Origin of the sequence: Actinomadura nitritigenes, assembly GCF_017573545.1 — a bacterium.
Taxonomy (GTDB): Bacteria; Actinomycetota; Actinomycetes; order Streptosporangiales; family Streptosporangiaceae; genus Spirillospora; species Spirillospora nitritigenes.
In genome coordinates, this window is record NZ_JAGEOK010000041.1 from 68,702 (window position 1) to 84,591 (window position 15,890).

The following is a 15,890-nucleotide window of genomic DNA, read 5'->3' on the forward strand; positions in this document are numbered from 1 at the left end:
CAGTGCCAGCGCGCAGAAAGCGAGTCCGAGTGCCGCCGCGTGACCAGACGACCCCCCGCCGGGACGGCGGCGCGGCCCGTCCGAAGGGCGCCTACCGCGTCGAGGCGCTCGCGAAGGGGCTGCGCATCCTCGGGCTGTTCTCCGAGCAGCGTCCCGCGATGAAGCTGACCGACATCGTCGCCGAGACGGGCCTGCCGATGCCGACCGCGTTCCGGATGGCGGCCACGCTCGCCGCCGAGGGGTTCCTCGAGCAGCTGCCGGACGGCGCGTACCGGCCCGCGCCGAAGGTGCTCACGCTCGGCTTCTCCGCGCTGCGCAGCCTCGACCTCGTGCAGCTCGCCGAGGGGCCGCTGCGCCGGCTCGTCGAGGCGAGCGGGCAGACCGCGAACCTCGGCGTGCTGTCCGGCGACCACGTGCTGTACCTGGTCAGGCTGCGCAACAGCGACCTGGTGACGGCGAACATCCAGGTGGGGTCGCGGCTCCCGGCCGTCCGCACGTCCATGGGGAAGCTGCTGCTCGCGTTCCTGGACGACGACGCGCTGGAGCGCGCGCTGACCGGCGAGTCGTTCGCCGGGACGGCGGGCCCGAACGCCCTGGCCTCCCCGGCCGAGCTGCGTCCCGCGCTGGCCGAGATCCGGGAGCGCGGCTGGGCCCTCCAGGACGAGGAGCTGGCCTACGGGCTGAGGTCCGTGGCGGGGCCCGTCCGGGACGCGTCCGGCGCGGTGGTCGCCGCGGTGAACGTCGCGGTGCCCGCCACCGAGGTCTCGACGGCGCGGCTGCTGGAGGAGATCCGGCCGCTGGTCGAGCGGACCTGCGCCGAGATCACGATGCTCCTCGGCGGCCGCTGACCCTCGCTCAGCCCTCGCCGGCGGGCTTGTGGAAGCGGCCGGACTGCATGATCACGGTGAGGTTGGCCGGGTCCTGGAGGAGGGCGACGTCGCGCGCCGGGTCGCCCTGGACGACCAGCAGGTCGGCCAGGTAGCCGGGGGCGAGGACGCCGAGCTCGTCCGCCATGCCCATGACCTCGCCGCCCCACTTCGTCGCGGCGACGAGCGCCTCGGCCGGGGTGTAGCCGAACAGGTCGACGAAGAGCTGGAGGTCGCGGGCGTTGCGGCCGATGGGGTTCTGCGGGAAGCCGTAGTCGCCGCCGGGCAGGACGCGGATGCCGCGCCGCCGCATCTCCGGGTAGAGCGCGGTCTGCGCCTCCAGTTGCGCGACCGACCCCATGCGCTCGGCCATGGCCCGGTCGATCCCGAACTCCTCGGCCTCGTGGACGTTCGCCCACATGATCCCGACGGCCGGCGCGGCGAACAGCTCGTCCCTGTGCTCTTCGAGCAGGTCGAGGGCCTCCTCGTCGGCGTACGAGCAGTGGTACACCGACCGGAACCCGTTGCGGACGGCCAGCTTGATCGACTCGGGGTTCTGCGCGTGGCAGTTCAGCCACACGCCCGCCTCCCGGGCCGCGGCGCCCGCCGCCGCGGCCTGCTCGGCGGTGTACTGGGTCTGCATCGAGCCGCCGGGGACGAACACGTCGTCGTTGCTGAGCAGCAGCTTCACCGAGTCGAACCCGAGCGCGGCCTGCTCGGCGATGAAGCGCGCGACGCCGGTCGGGGTGGTGTTCTCGGCGCCGTGCCGGACGGGGTTGTTGTCGCGCTCGAAGCTGGCGGCGCGCAGCCGCGGGCCGGGCGTCTCGCCGGCGGCGATCCGGTCGCGGAGCTGGACCTCGACGTTGCCCGGCGTCAGCGAGCCCGCCGAGTAGGCGCTGGTGAAGCCGGCGTCGAGGAGGATCCGGGCGTTGCGCTCGGCGAGCGCGAGGTGCTCGTCCGCCGCCGGCGGGCGCCCGAAGAACGACACGTCGACCGGTGGGTTGAAGCCGGGTTCGAGGTGGCCGACGGCCGACGGGAACGTCAGGTGCGCGTGCCCCTCGATCAGGCCCGGCATGACGGTGGCGCCGGCGCAGTCGACGACGGTGGCGCCCTCCGGCGCGGGGGAGCGGCCCGGGCGGACGGCGGCGATGCGGTCGCCGCGCACGACGACCTCGCCGGGGAACGGCTCCCGGCCGGTCCCGTCGAACACCGATCCGCCGGTGAAGATGATCTCGCCCATCGCGGGCCTCCTCCAGGTCATGCCCGTGCGCCACGGGCGAAGTCCAGCGACGCCGCGAACACGGCGGCGACGTCCGGCGCGCCCCTCCAGACGTGGTCGGCGCCCTCGACCGGCCGGAACTCCACCGGGACGCCCGCCGCGTCCAGCGCCGCCGCCATCCGCTCGCTCTGCGCCATCGGCACGGCCCGGTCCGCCGTCCCGTGCCAGAGCTGGAACGGCGGCGCGCCCGCGTGGACGTGCGCGATCGGGCTGGCCTCGGCCGCGAGGGCCGGGACGTCGCCGACCGGCGCGCCGAGCAGCCGCGACTCCCGCGACGCCGGGTCGTCCGGATCCGGCATCGCGGACAGGTCGTACACGCCGTACCAGCCGACCACGGCCCCGATCCCCGGGCCGGTGAGCGCGGCGAGCGCGGCGAGGTGCGCCCCGGCCGACGCGCCCCACGCCACGATCCGGGACCCGTCGAACCCGTGCTCGCCGCCGTGGGCGCCCAGCCACGCCACCGCGGCCCGCACGTCGTGGAGCTGGGCCGGATACCGCGCCTCGCCCGACAGCCGGTAGTCCGCGGACGCGACGGCGAACCCGGCCTCGGCGATCCGCTCGAACGGCGACGGCCGCCAGCCCGCGAACTCATGCCCGAAGTCGCGCCGCGTCCCGCGCCGCCAGCCGCCGCCGTGCACGAACAGCACGACGGGCGCGCGGTCCACCGGCGGCAGGTACAGGTCGAGGAGCAGCGGCCGGAACCCGGCCTCCGCGGCGTACTCGACGCCCTCCACGACCCGCACGCTCACGGCGCGCCGCCCGCGGCGACGAACCGCTGCGTGATGCTCCCGACCCCCTCCAGCTCGCTGACCAGGACCTCGCCCGGCCGGACGAACCGCTTCGGGGTGCGCGCGTTGCCGACGCCCGGCGGCGTCCCGGTGAAGATCAGGTCGCCGGGGAACAGCCGGCAGACCCGCGACAGCCGGACGACCAGCTCCGGAATGTCGTAGATCATCGCCGAGGTGCGCGCGCTCTGCACCGTCTCGCCCGCCAGGCTGCACGAGATCGCCAGGTCGGAGGGGTCGCCGAACGCGTCCGGGGTGACCAGCCACGGCCCCGTCGGCCCGAAGTTCGCATGCGACTTGGCCAGGCTGAACTGCGGCTTCGCGCCCGCGAGCTGCGCGGTCCGCTCGGACAGGTCCTGGCCGAGGGTGATCCCGGCGACGTGGTCCCAGGCGTCCTCGCGCCGCACCCGGTAGGCGTCCCGGGAGATCGCGACGACCGCCTCGACCTCCCAGTCGACGGTGCCGGACGGCAGCTCGACGTCGCAGACCGGCCCGGTGAGGCAGCTCGGGAACTTCGTGAACGTCACGGGCGCCGACTCCGGCGGGTACCCGGCCTCGGCGGCGTGCTCGGCGTAGTTGATCCCGATCGCGAACACCTGCGACGGGCGCGGGACGGGCGGCCCGAGGTCCTCGACCGCGAACGGCGTGCCCCGGTCGGCGCCGAGGCCCGCGGCCCAGTCGCGGAACGCGTCCCACTCGGCGAAGACCGCCTGCGGGTCGGCGGCGAACCGGCCGCCGCTCGCCTCCGCGACGTCCACGGCCGCGTCGCCCCCGGCCGTGTCGGTAACGACGACAAGGCGGCCCTTGAGGTTGGCGATCCTCACCAGTCGACCTTCTCCGGGGCGGGCTCGCCGTGCGCGTCCTGCCAGGACACCACGTGGTTGCGCAGCGTCCCGATTCCCTCGATCTCGGCCTCGACGACGTCGCCGGGCCGCAGGTAGAAGTCGAACGGGTTCGGCTGGACGGCCGCGACACCCGAGACGGTGCCGGTGGTGATGATGTCCCCGGCGCTGAAGATCTGCGGCGAGTGGTAGGCCACCAGGTGCGGGATCGACACCCGCATCTGCTTGGTGTGCCCCGTCTGCCGCACGTCGCCGTTCACCCGCAGCTGCATGGCGAGGTCCTGCATGTCGTCGATCTCGTCGGCGGTGACGATCCACGGGCCGATCGGGCAGAACGTGTCGATCGCCTTGCTGAAGGAGAACACGCCCGACTCCATCTCGCGGCGCTGGATGTCGCGCGCGGTGATGTCGTTGAAGACGGTGAACCCGGCGATGTGCTCCAGCGCCTCGTCCGGGCCGAAGAACTTGCCGGGCTTGCCGATGATGACGGCCAGCTCCAGCTCGTAGTCCAGCTCCTTGGTGAGGTGCTCGGGGTACACGATCGGGTCGTCCGGACCGATGATCGCGTCGACGTTCTGGAAGAACACGATGCCCTTGTGTACCGGGTGCGACCAGTTGACGGCCTGGAGCTCCTCGTGGTGGTCGGCGAAGTTGCCGGCGGTGTGGAAGAACTTCTTCGGCCGGATCGGCGCGCGCAGCCGCACGTCCGCCAGCTTCAGCCGCTCGCCGGTCTCGCCGACCTTCCCGTCCCGCTCGAAGTACGCGCGGGTGGACGGGACGTCCAGCTCGATGACGTCGTCGCCGTCGAGCCGCCCGACCCGGCCCTCGTCGAAAGTGATCAGCTTCATGGGGCTCCGTTTTCCTTCTTCTTCCAGTGAATCAGCAGGTCAGTGATGGTCCGGACGGCCGCGGGAGGCGCGCTTCTCGACCGCCGACAGCAGCGCGTTGACGGCGAGCGCCCCGACGCAGACGACCAGCACCATGGCGTCCAGCGCGGCCGCGCCGTGGTTGGTGATCTGGGTGGAGATGAACGTGCCGACGCCGTCCACCGAGATCATCAGCTCCGCCAGCAGCACGCCGAGCAGCGACAGCGCCGCGCCGATCTTCAGCGCGCCGATGATGTCGGGCAGGCAGGCGGGCACCACCAGGAACAGCAGCCGGCGCAGCCGCCCGGCGCCCATGGCGCGGCCGGAGTCGAGGACGGCGGGCTCGACCGCCGCGCCCGCCGTCATCGTCATGAGGATCACCGGGATGATCCCGTGGATGACGCCGAACGCGATCTCCGAGCCGTCGCCGAGGCCGAGCCAGAGCACGAACAGCGGGTACAGCGGCGCCATCGGCAGCGCGTACAGCACGGAGACGATGTCCCGGCCGCCGAGGTAGACGTGCTTGTTGAGGCGTCCGAGCAGCAGCCCGATCGCGGGCCCGGCCACGGCGGTGATCGCGAACGCGGCCAGGAACCGGTACGTGGTGTACCCGACGAGCGTGAGGGACCGGCCCTCCAGCACCGCCGGCAGGCCGTCGGCGACGATCCGGCTGGGCGAGGTGAGGTAGTCGCCGCCCGCGCCCGACAGCCGGGTCAGCGCCTCCCACACCGCGACCAGCGCGGCCACGGTGCCCCAGCGGACGAGGTGGACCGCCGCCGCCTCCCGCGGCCGCGCCGTGCGCCGCGCGGCCGCGGGAGCGGCTCCGGTGATGGCCGTCATGTCACTTCGCCGAGACGATCTCGGTGCTGAGGTAGGCGTCCTGCGCCGGCGACGACGTCGCGATGCCGAGCTTCGGCAGCGCCTTGGCGTACCCGGCCATGCCCGCGGCGCTGATGCCGCCGTCGGGGGTGAAGCCGCCGATCAGCGCGTCGTAGGTCTGCTCGGCGATCGGCTCCGGCATGCCGAGCTTGGCGACGGCGAGGTCCACGGTCGGCTGCTTGTTGGCCTTCATCCAGGTCAGCGCCTTGGTGTAGGCCCCGGCGAGCTTCTGCAGGTTCGCCTTGTTGCCCGAGATCGTCGACTTCTTGGCCATCAGCACCGCGAACTGCGAGTTCGGGCCGAGCACCTCCGACGCCTTCTGCGCGATCCTGCCCTCGTGCTTCGCCTGGAGCAGGAACCCGAAGTTGACCGGCAGGACGAAGCCGTCGATGTCGCCGCGCTTCATCGCCGACATCGTCGCGGCCGGGTCGCCGAGCGGGACCTCCTTGACCTTCTCGAAGTCCACGTTCGACGCTTCCGCGGTCGCGCGGGTGATGTAGTCGGTGAGCGAGCCGGCCTTGGAGATGCCGAGCTTCTTGCCCGCGATCCCGGAGAAGCCGGTGATGCCGGACTTCTCCGGGACGATCAGCGCCATCGGGCTCTGCCCCATCACGCCGAAGAACGCCTGGGTGTCGAGCTTCTTCGCGGCGCCCGACACCGCGTCCAGCCCGGTCGCGGCGCCGACGTCGACGGACCCGCCGGTCATCGCCTTGGTGAGGTCGGACCCGGCGCTGAAGTCGACGACCTTGACGTCCAGCCCGGCGTCCTTGAAGAAGCCCTGCTGGACGGCGACCCGCGCGGGCATCGCGTGCACGAAGTCCTGCGCCTGGACGAGACCGAGCGTGATCGAGGTGGACGGACCGGACGACCCGCCGCCACCGCACGCGGTGAGCGCGGCGGCGCACAGCGCCGCGACCGCGGCGATCCTTGCGGTGACCTTCATCGGGTGACGCCTTTCTGAAGCACGTGGGTGGTGAGCGAGAACAGGAGGTTGACGGCGACCGTGACCAGGCAGGCGATCACGATCCAGGCGAACAGGCCGGGGCTGTCGAGGCTCTGGCTGGCGGTGCCGAGCTGGTAGCCGATCCCGGCGGCGCCCGCGATGAACTCGGACGCGATGACGGTGACGAGCGCCAGGCCGAGCGACACCCGCATCGCGGCGAGCACCGGGCCGAGCACCGCCGGCAGGACGACGCCGGCCAGCCACTGGGCGCGGGTGGCGCCCATCGTCCGGGCGGCGGTGATCAGCCGGCCGTCGACGCCCGCGGTCGCGCGGGCCGCCGCGATCGCGATGGGGAAGAACGCGTACAGCGTCCCGAGCGCGATCTTGGACTGCGAGCCGACCCCGAGCGTCGCCGCCAGCACCGGGTAGAGGATCACCAGCGGCAGCGCGTTCAGGCCGGTCAGGACGGGTTCGTAGGCGCGGCGCAGCAGCCGCGACGAGCCGACGAGCACCCCCGCCGGGAGCGCGATCGCCGTCGCGATCCCGAACGCGACCGCCGTCTCCTCCAGGGTGGTGCCGACCGGCTCCAGCAGCTTCGACGGCTCCGCGGCCAGGTCGCTGAGCGCCTGCCACACGTCGCCGATCGGCGGCAGCAGCAGCGGCGCGACCGCCCCGGTCCCGGCGAGCAGCGCCCACACCGCGAGGACGGCGGCGACCGTCCCGGCGTAGACCAGGACGCGGCGCGGCGCGATCACCGCACGTCTCCGGGGTCGTCCTCCAGCAGCAGCGCCGACAGCCGGTCGGTGAGCGCGTGGAACTCCGGGGTGCGCAGCACCTGCGGCTCGCGCGGGCGCGGCAGCGGGACCTCGATGACCTCCTTGATCGTCGCCGGGCGCGGCGTCATCACGATGATCCGGTCCGACAGGTACGCCGCCTCCGACAGGCTGTGCGTCACGAAGAGCACCGTCTTGCCGTGCTCCTCCAGCAGCGTGACGAGCTGCTCGCCGATCTTCAGCCGGGACAGCTCGTCCAGCGCCGCGAACGGCTCGTCCAGCAGCAGGATCGACGCGTCCGACACCAGCGCCCGCGCGATCGCGACCCGCTGCCGCATCCCGCCCGACAGCTGGTGCGGGAACCGGTGCGGGACGTCGCCGAGCCCGACCGCGCGGAGCGCGTCCAGCGCGCGCGCCCGCCGCTCGGCGCGGCCGACCCCGGCGAACTGCAGGGCGATCTCCACGTTGCGCACGGCGCTGCGCCACGGGTACAGCGCGAGGTCCTGGAACACGAACGCCACGTCCCGGGGGCGGGGGCCGTCGACCGGCGTCCCGTCCACCAGCAGCTCCCCGGACACCGGCGCGAGCAGGCCGCCCACCGCGCGCAGCGCCGAGCTCTTCCCGCACCCGGACGGCCCGATCAGGCTGACGAACTCGCCCGGCCGCACGTCGAACGTCAGGTCCGTCGCCGCCGTCGTGTCGCCGTAGGCGAGGGTGAGGTCGCGGGCGGCCACCCTCGGTCGCTGCGCCTCCTGAACCCCTCCGGCCATGGCGCGCTCCTCGCGCTGCCCCGCCATCGCGCTACGCCCCGACCATGTTGAACCCGCCGTCGGCGAGCATGTAGGCGCCGGTGATGTGGGAGGCGTCCTCCGTCGCGAGGAACAGCGCGGTGCCCGCGACGACCTCGGGCGGCGGGATCTGGCCCATCGGCGTCTGCGAGATCAGCTTCTCGCGGCGGCCCGACTTCCAGTCCTCGCGCTCCAGCGTCGCGCCCGTCTCCATGAACCCGGGCGCGAACGTGTTGACGCGGACGGCCGGCGCGAACGCCGCCGCGTACGACTTGGTGATGCCGAGCAGCCCGTACTTGGCGGCGGCGTACTGCGGAGCGCGCGCGCTGCCGCGCACCACCACGGTCGAGCCGATGTTCACGATCGAGCCGTGGCCCTGCTCCAGCATCCGGGAGCCGAACTCGTGCGTCATCAGCAGCGTGCCCTTGACGTCGACGTCGATGACCCGGTCGAGGGACTCCTGCGTCAGCTCGCGCCACGACATCTGCTCGGTCGCGACGTCGCCGACGTTGTTGACCAGCACGTCCAGCTCACCGGCGATCTCGAACACCTCGTCGGCGAGGGCGCGGATCGCGTCCCACGAGCCGATGTCGGCCTGCACGACGAACGCCTCGGCGCCCGCCTCCCGGACTCGCTCCGCGGTGCGCTCGGCGCCCTGCTTGGAGGAGTTGTAGTGCACCCCGACGCGGGCGCCCTCCTGCGCGGCGCGGACGGCGATCTCGGCGCCGAAGCCCGTGCCCGCCCCGGTCACCAGCACCGTCTTCCCCTCGAACCGCGGGAAGATCTTCTGAGTCATGTGGTTCTCCAGTTGGTTCAGACAAGCGTGCGTCCGCCGTCGACGTACATGACGTGGCCCGTCATGAACGCCGCGTGCGGTGAGGACAGGAACAGGATGGGCCCCACGACCTCCGCGGGGGTGCCGAGCCGGCCCGCCGGGACGAGCCGCACCAGGTCCTCGCGGACGCCGGGCTGCTCCAGGTAGGCGGCGGTCAGCGGCGTCTCGACGTACCCGGGCGCGATCGCGTTCACGGTGACGCCGTGCCGAGCCCATTCGGCGGCCATGACCCGCATCATCTGGTTCATCCCGCCCTTGGACGCGGCGTACGGCCCGTGCTTCTGGTGCGCCAGGTGCCCCGACACCGACGACAGGAAGACGATGCGCCCGCCGCCCGCGCCCACCATGTGCCGCCCCGCGGCCTGCGCCGCGCCGAACGCGGTGAACAGGTTGGTCCGCAGGATCCGCTCCCACTCGGCCTCGGTGAAGTCGAGCACCGGGCGCCGGTCGTTGATCCCGACGCAGTGCAGCAGCACGTCGAGGCCGCCCATCGTCTCGACGGCCCGCGCGACGACGGCGGCGCCGGCGCCCTCCTCGGTGAGGTCGGCGGCGATGGTGTGCGGCTTCGTCCCGTCCGGGCCGGGCTCCAGCGCGTCCAGCCGGTCCCGGTCCCGGTCGACCGCGGTGACGGCCGCGCCGGCGTCGAGGTAGCCGCGGGCGCACTCGGCGCCGATCCCGCCCACGCCGAGCACCAGCACCCGGGCGCCGTGCAGGCCCAGCCACGCGGTGCCCGTGCCGGGCGCCGCCTGAGTCGTCCCGTCTGCCACTTGCGGTTCCTCGCCTTCCCGAGCTAGCTTTCACTGTATGAAAGCTACTTTCACTAAGCACGAGTATGGTGTGACGCCGGTCATGGCGTCAAGGCGCGCACCCGGGGACGGGCCGTGACCGAGGGGAGACCGGACCGCTCGCGCTACCACATCGCCGCCCTCGCCAAGGGCCTGCAGGTCCTGAGCCTGTTCGACGGCGTGACGCTGTCCCTGCGCACCAGCGACATCGCCGCCCTGACCGGCATCCCGATGCCCACCGCGTTCCGGATCGTCGCCACCCTCGAGGACCTCGGCTACCTGGAACGCCGGCACGACGGGACCGTCCAGCCCGGCGTCAAGGTCCTCACCCTCGGCTCCGCCGCGATGCGCGGCTCCGGCCTCGTGCAGCTCAGCGACCGGCCGCTGCGGCTGCTCGCCGACGCCACCGGCGAGACCGTCAACCTCGGCGTCCTCGTCGAGGACCGCGTCCTGTACCTCGCGCGGCTCCGCAACGCCGACCTCGTCACCGCCAACGTGCACGTCGGCTCGACCCTGCCCGCCACCTACACCTCCATGGGCAAGCTCCTGCTCGCCCACCTCCCGCCGGACGAGCTGGACCGCCGCCTCACCGACGCGTCGTTCGCCCCGGGCGCCGGGCCGAACGCGGTGCCCGGCCGTGCCGCGCTCCTCGCCCAGCTGGAGGACATCCGCCGCGACGGGTACGCCGTCCAGGACCAGGAACTCGCCCAGGGCCTGCGGTCGGTGTCGGTCCCCGTGCTCGGCCCGGACGGCGCCCCCGCGGCCGCGGTGAACGTCGCCGTGTCCGCCCTGCGCCGCCCCCTCGCCGACCTGCGCGGCGAGATCCTCGACCGGCTCCGCGCCACCGCCGCCGACATCACCACGAGACTGAGGACCCGATGACCCGCAAGCACCCGTTCAAGCCCGCCGACCTCGACGGCGACCGGCTCGCCCTCTACCGCTCCATCACCGAGGGCCCCCGCGCGCAGGGCCCCCGCCTGTTCGACCTGGTCTCGGACGACGGCGTGCTGCTCGGGCCGTTCAACGAGTTCCTGCTGCGCCCGGCGCTCGGCGACGCCCTCCAGCGGGTCGGCGCGGCCGTCCGCTACGCGGGCTCGCTCGGCGGCCGGGCCCGCGAGATGGCCATCCTCGTCGTCGCCGCCCACTGGGACAGCGCCTTCGAGCGGACCGCCCACGAGGCCGTCGGACGGGCCGCCGGGCTCACCGACGCGGAGCTCGCCGCGATCGCCGCCGGCGCGCCGCTGGACCTCGACGACCCGGCCGAGGCCGCCGTGCTCCGCCTCACCCGGGCCCTCGTCACCGGCGACGTGGACGACGCCACCTGGGCGGCCTGCGTGCCGCCGCTGGACCGCGAGACCGTCTTCGAGCTCACCACCCTCGTCGGCTACTACGCCACCCTCGCCCTCCAGATGCGCGTCTTCCGCGTCTGACGCCCGTCCCGTCGCGCACACTGGTCCTCCACGCGGGGCGCGACGGAAGGCGGACGGCATGCGAGCAGCGGGCGGCCGCCGATGAGCCCGCGACCCGCGCCCGGGGCGGACCGCGCCGCCGCCCTGTCGCCATGGCGGTTCATCGTCGTGTTCGGCGTCGTCTCCCTGCTCATGGACGTCGTGTACGAGGGCGCCCGGTCGATCACCGGGCCGCTGCTGGCCTCGCTCGGCGCGTCCGCCGCGGTCGTCGGCATCGTCACCGGGGCGGGCGAGGCCGCCGCGCTCGGCCTGCGGCTGGTGTCGGGCCCGCTCGCCGACCGCACCCGCCGGTTCTGGGCGCTCACGATCGCCGGGTACGCGCTGACGGCGGTGTCCGTGCCGCTGCTCGGCCTGGCCGGCGTCCTGTGGGCCGCGTGCGTCCTGGTCGTCGCCGAACGCGTCGGCAAGGCCGTCCGGTCCCCGGCCAAGGACACGCTGCTCTCGCACGCCACCGCCACCACCGGCCGGGGCCGCGGGTTCGCCGTGCACGAGGCGCTGGACCAGATCGGCGCGTTCGTCGGCCCGCTCACCGTGGCCGGCGTGCTCGCGGCCACCGCCGGGGACTACGCGCCCGCGCTGGGCGTGCTGGCCGTCCCGGGCGTCGTCGCGATGGCGCTGCTGCTCTGGCTCCGCGCCCGCGTCCCCGCCCCCGCCGACTACGAGCCCGCCGGCGGCGAGCCCGTCGGCGGCGAGGACGCGGTGCCGCGGGAACCGGACGCCGCCGTCCCGGCGCTGCCGCGCACCTTCCTCGTGTACGCGGCCTTCACGGCCGTCACCATGACCGGCTTCGCGACCTTCGGGGTGCTGTCGTTCCACCTCGTCCAGCGGCACCTGCTGCCCGCCGACCTCGTACCGGTCGTGTACGCCGGGGCCATGGTCGCCGACGCCGTCTCCGCCCTGGCGAACGGCTGGCTCTACGACCGCGTCGGCCCGCGCGCGCTCGCCGTCCTGCCCGTCCTGTCGGCCGCCGTGCCCGTCCTGGCCTTCACCCGGTCGCTGACCCTGGCCGTCGTGGGCTCCCTGCTGTGGGGCGCCGCCGTCGGGATCCAGGAGTCCACGCTGCGGGCGGTCGTCGCCGATCTCGTCCCGTCCCGGCGCAGGGCCACCGCCTACGGGATCTTCGCCGGGGTCCTCGGCGTGGCCGCCCTCGCGGGCGGCGCGCTCACCGGCGCCCTCTATGACCAGTCGGTCACCCTGCTGGTCGTGGTGGTCGCCTCGATCCAGGCCGCCGCGCTCGTCCTCCTCGCCGTCCTGCGCGGGCGGACCGCCCCGCGATGAGTACCCGCCCCACCTGCGGGAAGGACCTGCGCGAGCGACCCCGGGCCAGGGGCCGCCGCTGACGGTCGCGCGCCGAGCGGAGAGGATTTGCCATGCCGTCAGATCCCGAACCCGCGGCCCGCGAGGACCCCGGGACGGACGGGCGCGAGGACCCCGGGACGGACAGGCGCGAGGACCCCGGGACGGACGAGCACGCGGCCCCGCCCGTCCCGCCGGACGCCGACCCGATGGTCGTCGTCGACCAGCTGCACGTCACCTACCGGGTGCTCGGCGCCGAGACCGACACCGGCGCCTCACGCGTCCGCCGCCTGCTGCACCGCAGCCGGCCCCGGCCGCGCGAGGTCCATGCCCTGCGCGGCGTCTCGTTCGTGCTGCGCCGCGGCGAGGCGGTCGGCATCGTCGGCACCAACGGCTCCGGCAAGACCACCCTGCTGCGCAGCATCGCCGGCCTCCTCCCCAGCGACCGCGGGCAGGTGTTCACCTGCGGCCAGCCCGTCCTCCTCGGCGTGAACGCCGCGCTCATGAACGACCTCACCGGCGAGCGCAACATCATCCTCGGCTGCCTCGCCATGGGCATGCCGCTGCGCGAGGTGCGCGAGAAGTACGACGACGTCGTGGAGTTCTCCGGGCTCGGCAAGTTCGTCGACATGCCGATGAGGACCTACTCGACCGGCATGGCGCAGCGCCTCCGGTTCGCCATCGCCACCGCGCAGACCAGCGAGGTCCTCATGATCGACGAGGCCCTCGCCACCGGCGACGCCCGCTTCCGCCGGCGCAGCGAGGAACGGCTGAAGGAGATGCGCGAGCAGGCCGCCACCGTCGTCCTCGTCAGCCACAGCCTCGGCACCATCGAGGAGACCTGCGACCGCACGATCTGGCTCGACCACGGCCAGATCCGCATGGACGGCCCGTCCGCCGAGGTGGTGGCCGCCTACCGCGACGAGCACGAGTGAACGCATGATGCGGAGCGCTCCGTGAGGACGCGTCCGCTCGTCGGGTTGGGAGCGTTCCTCCAAGGAGCGCAACGACGGGTCGGAAGTGGTCCGCGGCTGACGTGTTTTCGATACGGGGAATGGGTGCTCGGGTGGTGGGGTGGCGCTGGCGTACGGGGCCGCCCCTCCAAAGTCAAGGGCGCCTTCGGCGTCGCTTCGCGATGGACTTCGTCCACCCTTGACTTTGGAGCCTCTGCGGCCCCTGAGGCAGCGTTAGGGGCAGGCTCCGCCTGCCCCGCCCCGGGTCGCGCCACCCCACCACCCCCTTCCGTACCGTCACGCCGGATCAGGCGGGATGTCGAGGCGGCCATGACGACTCCGACTACAGAGGGAAGCGTCCCCGACAGCATCCCCGAAGGAGCTCCGATGTCCTCTGACAGCAGCAAGTCGGCCCGTGTCGTCACCGTCGCCGCCGGCGTCGAGACCACCGACCGGACCGCACCCGTCCGCGACGGCCGCCACGAGGCCCTCGACGTCCTCATCGGTAAGTGGATCAACGAAGGCCACACTGTCGCCAGCACGGATGCCCCGTCGGTTCCGATCCTCACCAGTGATGTCTACGAGTGGGCGCCCGGCGGGTTCTTCATCGTGCACTCGGCCTACGGAAAGATCGGCGACACGTCCGTCGGAGGCGTCGAGATCCTCGGCGTGGACGGCGAGGCCTACAGTTCCACGTTCTACGACAGCTTCGGCAACGTCCACGTCTCCCGCCTGGAGATCGACGGCGACGTCCTCAGGTGGATCGGCGATCGAACCCGATGCACCGCAACGATGACCGACGGCGGACTCACCCAGGTAGCCCGTCACGAGTCCAGCACGGACGGCGTGAACTGGACGGCATCGATGAACGTGACCCTGCGCAAGGTCCCCTGACCGACACCGCACCAGCAGCACGAGGGGAGGACTGAGCGGCCACGCCGATGACAGCGGCAGTGGCGGTGGCGACAGCGCGGCGGGCCGCCAGCCGCCGTAGTGGCTGTTATGCGGCCCAGTCGAGGGCGGGGTCGTCGGGTGGGCCGATGCTGCCCGGTGGTCCGGTCCCGGTCGCGGGTCCTCTGGCGTCGGTTGGTGGGAGTAGCCGGTAGACGTACCGCCCGTCGTGATCCTTGGTGATCTGGATCTGGTCGGGGTTGGTGTGTTTGAACCGGTTGTGCCATCCGCAGGCGAGTGCGAGCCGATCGATGTCGGTCGGCGACCGCCCGAGTGCCCAACCGTGGACGTGGTCGACCTCACACAGTGTCCCGGGTACTTCACATCCCCGCACCGCGCAGGACGGGTAGAGCGTCTCCAGGACTTGCCGCTGCGCTGCGGAGGCGAACCGCTCCCGATATCCCAGGTAGAGCGGGGTGTTCCCCCGCCCGAGCAGGAGGGGCGATACCCCGGCGGCCAGGGCGATGCGGCGGGCCTGCGCGGCCGGGATCGGGGTGCCGTCGGCCAGCCGGGCTGGAGCGTTGCCGCCGGTGAGCGTCTCAAGGTCGCAGATCACTGTGACCTTGGATGCCTTATGGCCACCCGACAGCACGCTCGACAGTGCCGCTGCGGTGCGTTCGGGGAGGTCGCGGCGGTCATCAGGCCCGGCCGGCTTGGCCAGCGGAGCCAGAGTGCCGTCCCAGATCGCGGCGTCCTCAGGGTTCAGCCACCCTTTGACGTACCGGCCGCCGTCCAGCGAACGCGTGGTGGTGAGCCACGACTTGTCGTAACCGCGCCGAGAATCCTCGTCGGGGGCGTCTTCGGTGTCGTCGCGTTCGGCGATGAGGTCGCGGATGCGGCGGCCGAACGCGGCGACCTTCCCGGCGGAGAAGCCTTGGTCGACGAAGCCGAGGAGTGTGGCCTCGGCCTCGGCGCAGTCGGTGTCGTCCAGGCGGGAGACCGAGTCGGCGACGGCGACGGCATAGCCGTAGGACAGGTCTCCGGAGGCGAGCTGCGCGCGGACCTCGGGCAGGCGATGCCGCTGCCGGGCGAGAGTGAGGCGCTCCTTCACCCGGTTGTCGCGCATGCCCAAGCTCGACCGCAGCCATGCCTGGGTGGAGGGATATCCCCACCGGGCCTGCTCCCCGAAGGCGTCGACTCGGCCGATGAAACCGGCGAGCGCGCTTTCCTGCATATCGGACGCGGCCACGAGGGTTTCGGTGAGCTCCAGGCACGCGGCAGCTGATTCCGGGGCTTCGCGTTGGGCGAGTTCAGTGGCGATGGTTGAGAGCGCGTTCACCAGTTCCATGGTGGACGCGGCCTCAAGCTCGACCGTCACTGATTGCATACGTAAATGGTACCCTGTGTGACCGACATTCATGGCCGTTCACGGCACATTCCGTCCGGTATTTTTCGGCGCGAAAGGTCGGCGGGCCCTTGCAGCCTTTGTTCTTTCGAACACCCCCGATGGGGTCTGGCTCCTGACGGAAGGGGGTGGTGGGGTGGCGCGACCCGGGGCGGGGCAGGCGGAGCCTGCCCCTAACGCTGCCTCAGGGGCCGCAGAGGCTCCAAAGTCAAGGGTGGACGAAGTCCATCGCGAA

General features: G+C 72.9%; 17 protein-coding genes. 6 read left to right on the plus strand and 11 right to left on the minus strand.

Annotation, left to right across the window (positions count from 1 at the left end; all coding sequences use genetic code 11):
• The first annotated feature begins 29 nt into the window (after positions 1-29).
• Entirely contained in the window at positions 30-848 is an 819-nt protein-coding gene (locus tag J4557_RS51975) for an IclR family transcriptional regulator (protein WP_208272437.1), read from the plus strand.
• Positions 849-855: 7 nt separating this feature from the next.
• On the opposite strand, the gene J4557_RS42120 is transcribed toward J4557_RS51975, so the two are convergent.
• From J4557_RS42120 to J4557_RS42165, 10 genes are read right to left on the minus strand one after another with little or no spacing between them, the layout of a single operon-like run.
• Positions 856-2,106 (minus strand): amidohydrolase family protein, encoded by a 1,251-nt coding sequence (locus J4557_RS42120; RefSeq protein ID WP_208272438.1) that lies wholly within the window; start codon positions 2,104-2,106, stop codon positions 856-858.
• A 17-nt stretch (positions 2,107-2,123) separates the two neighbouring features.
• The gene (locus J4557_RS42125; RefSeq protein ID WP_208272439.1) at positions 2,124-2,894 is read right to left on the minus strand and encodes an alpha/beta hydrolase; all 771 of its coding nucleotides are present in this window, start codon (positions 2,892-2,894) and stop codon (positions 2,124-2,126) included.
• On the minus strand, positions 2,891-3,754 hold the full coding sequence (locus tag J4557_RS42130) for a fumarylacetoacetate hydrolase family protein (protein WP_208272440.1): 864 nt from the start codon (positions 3,752-3,754) through the stop codon (positions 2,891-2,893). The genes J4557_RS42125 and J4557_RS42130 overlap by 4 nt, the downstream gene beginning before the upstream one ends.
• A complete protein-coding gene (locus J4557_RS42135; RefSeq protein ID WP_208272441.1) occupies positions 3,751-4,620 on the minus strand; it encodes a fumarylacetoacetate hydrolase family protein in 870 nt (289 codons plus the stop codon). The genes J4557_RS42130 and J4557_RS42135 overlap by 4 nt, the downstream gene beginning before the upstream one ends.
• 39 nt (positions 4,621-4,659) lie before the next feature.
• Complete coding sequence (locus J4557_RS42140) at positions 4,660-5,478, minus strand: ABC transporter permease (protein WP_208272442.1); 819 nt, start codon at positions 5,476-5,478, stop codon at positions 4,660-4,662.
• Between the two features lies 1 nt (position 5,479).
• Complete coding sequence (locus tag J4557_RS42145; RefSeq protein ID WP_208272443.1) at positions 5,480-6,460, minus strand: ABC transporter substrate-binding protein; 981 nt, start codon at positions 6,458-6,460, stop codon at positions 5,480-5,482.
• Positions 6,457-7,215 carry an ABC transporter permease gene (locus tag J4557_RS50325; protein WP_208272444.1) on the minus strand — a complete coding sequence of 253 codons (759 nt, stop codon included), beginning with the start codon at positions 7,213-7,215 and terminating at the stop codon, positions 6,457-6,459. Before J4557_RS50325 ends, J4557_RS42145 begins: the two co-directional genes overlap by 4 nt.
• Positions 7,212-8,003 (minus strand): ABC transporter ATP-binding protein, encoded by a 792-nt coding sequence (locus J4557_RS42155; protein WP_208272445.1) that lies wholly within the window; start codon positions 8,001-8,003, stop codon positions 7,212-7,214. The genes J4557_RS50325 and J4557_RS42155 overlap by 4 nt, the downstream gene beginning before the upstream one ends.
• A 31-nt stretch (positions 8,004-8,034) precedes the next feature.
• A complete protein-coding gene (locus tag J4557_RS42160) occupies positions 8,035-8,817 on the minus strand; it encodes an SDR family NAD(P)-dependent oxidoreductase (RefSeq protein WP_208272446.1) in 783 nt (260 codons plus the stop codon).
• Between the two features lie 17 nt (positions 8,818-8,834).
• Positions 8,835-9,623: an SDR family NAD(P)-dependent oxidoreductase gene (locus tag J4557_RS42165; protein ID WP_208272447.1), complete on the minus strand. Its 789-nt coding sequence runs from the start codon at positions 9,621-9,623 to the stop codon at positions 8,835-8,837.
• 114 nt (positions 9,624-9,737) lie between these two features.
• Here J4557_RS42165 and J4557_RS42170 point away from each other — a divergent pair, with 114 nt between their 5' ends.
• The 5 genes from J4557_RS42170 to J4557_RS42190 all read left to right on the plus strand — a co-directional run bounded on the left by J4557_RS42170 (position 9,738) and on the right by J4557_RS42190 (position 14,253).
• Complete coding sequence (locus J4557_RS42170) at positions 9,738-10,523, plus strand: IclR family transcriptional regulator (RefSeq protein ID WP_208272448.1); 786 nt, start codon at positions 9,738-9,740, stop codon at positions 10,521-10,523.
• Positions 10,520-11,071, plus strand: a complete 552-nt coding sequence (locus J4557_RS42175; protein ID WP_208272449.1) for a carboxymuconolactone decarboxylase family protein — start codon at positions 10,520-10,522, stop codon at positions 11,069-11,071. The genes J4557_RS42170 and J4557_RS42175 overlap by 4 nt, the downstream gene beginning before the upstream one ends.
• Positions 11,072-11,152: 81 nt before the next feature.
• Complete coding sequence (locus tag J4557_RS42180; protein WP_208272450.1) at positions 11,153-12,388, plus strand: MFS transporter; 1,236 nt, start codon at positions 11,153-11,155, stop codon at positions 12,386-12,388.
• Positions 12,389-12,480: 92 nt separating this feature from the next.
• Complete coding sequence (locus J4557_RS42185) at positions 12,481-13,341, plus strand: ABC transporter ATP-binding protein (protein ID WP_208272451.1); 861 nt, start codon at positions 12,481-12,483, stop codon at positions 13,339-13,341.
• A 405-nt stretch (positions 13,342-13,746) separates the two neighbouring features.
• Positions 13,747-14,253, plus strand: a complete 507-nt coding sequence (locus tag J4557_RS42190; RefSeq protein WP_208272452.1) for a DUF1579 family protein — start codon at positions 13,747-13,749, stop codon at positions 14,251-14,253.
• A gap of 106 nt (positions 14,254-14,359) precedes the next feature.
• Here the strand turns inward: J4557_RS42190 and J4557_RS42195 are convergent, their stop codons facing one another.
• A complete protein-coding gene (locus tag J4557_RS42195; protein WP_208272453.1) occupies positions 14,360-15,637 on the minus strand; it encodes an HNH endonuclease signature motif containing protein in 1,278 nt (425 codons plus the stop codon).
• Positions 15,638-15,890 lie beyond the last annotated feature (253 nt).

Coding starts and splice junctions, on each gene's coding strand:
- J4557_RS42120 (WP_208272438.1), bottom strand. CDS start 2,106: ATGGGCGAGATCATCTTCACCGGCGGATCGGTGTTCGACGGGACCGGC.
- J4557_RS42140 (WP_208272442.1), bottom strand. CDS start 5,478: ATGACGGCCATCACCGGAGCCGCTCCCGCGGCCGCGCGGCGCACGGCG.
- J4557_RS42135 (WP_208272441.1), bottom strand. CDS start 4,620: ATGAAGCTGATCACTTTCGACGAGGGCCGGGTCGGGCGGCTCGACGGC.
- J4557_RS42180 (WP_208272450.1), top strand. CDS start 11,153: ATGAGCCCGCGACCCGCGCCCGGGGCGGACCGCGCCGCCGCCCTGTCG.
- J4557_RS42145 (WP_208272443.1), bottom strand. CDS start 6,460: ATGAAGGTCACCGCAAGGATCGCCGCGGTCGCGGCGCTGTGCGCCGCC.
- J4557_RS42190 (WP_208272452.1), top strand. CDS start 13,747: ATGTCCTCTGACAGCAGCAAGTCGGCCCGTGTCGTCACCGTCGCCGCC.
- J4557_RS42155 (WP_208272445.1), bottom strand. CDS start 8,003: ATGGCCGGAGGGGTTCAGGAGGCGCAGCGACCGAGGGTGGCCGCCCGC.
- J4557_RS42195 (WP_208272453.1), bottom strand. CDS start 15,637: ATGCAATCAGTGACGGTCGAGCTTGAGGCCGCGTCCACCATGGAACTG.
- J4557_RS42160 (WP_208272446.1), bottom strand. CDS start 8,817: ATGACTCAGAAGATCTTCCCGCGGTTCGAGGGGAAGACGGTGCTGGTG.
- J4557_RS42175 (WP_208272449.1), top strand. CDS start 10,520: ATGACCCGCAAGCACCCGTTCAAGCCCGCCGACCTCGACGGCGACCGG.
- J4557_RS42185 (WP_208272451.1), top strand. CDS start 12,481: ATGCCGTCAGATCCCGAACCCGCGGCCCGCGAGGACCCCGGGACGGAC.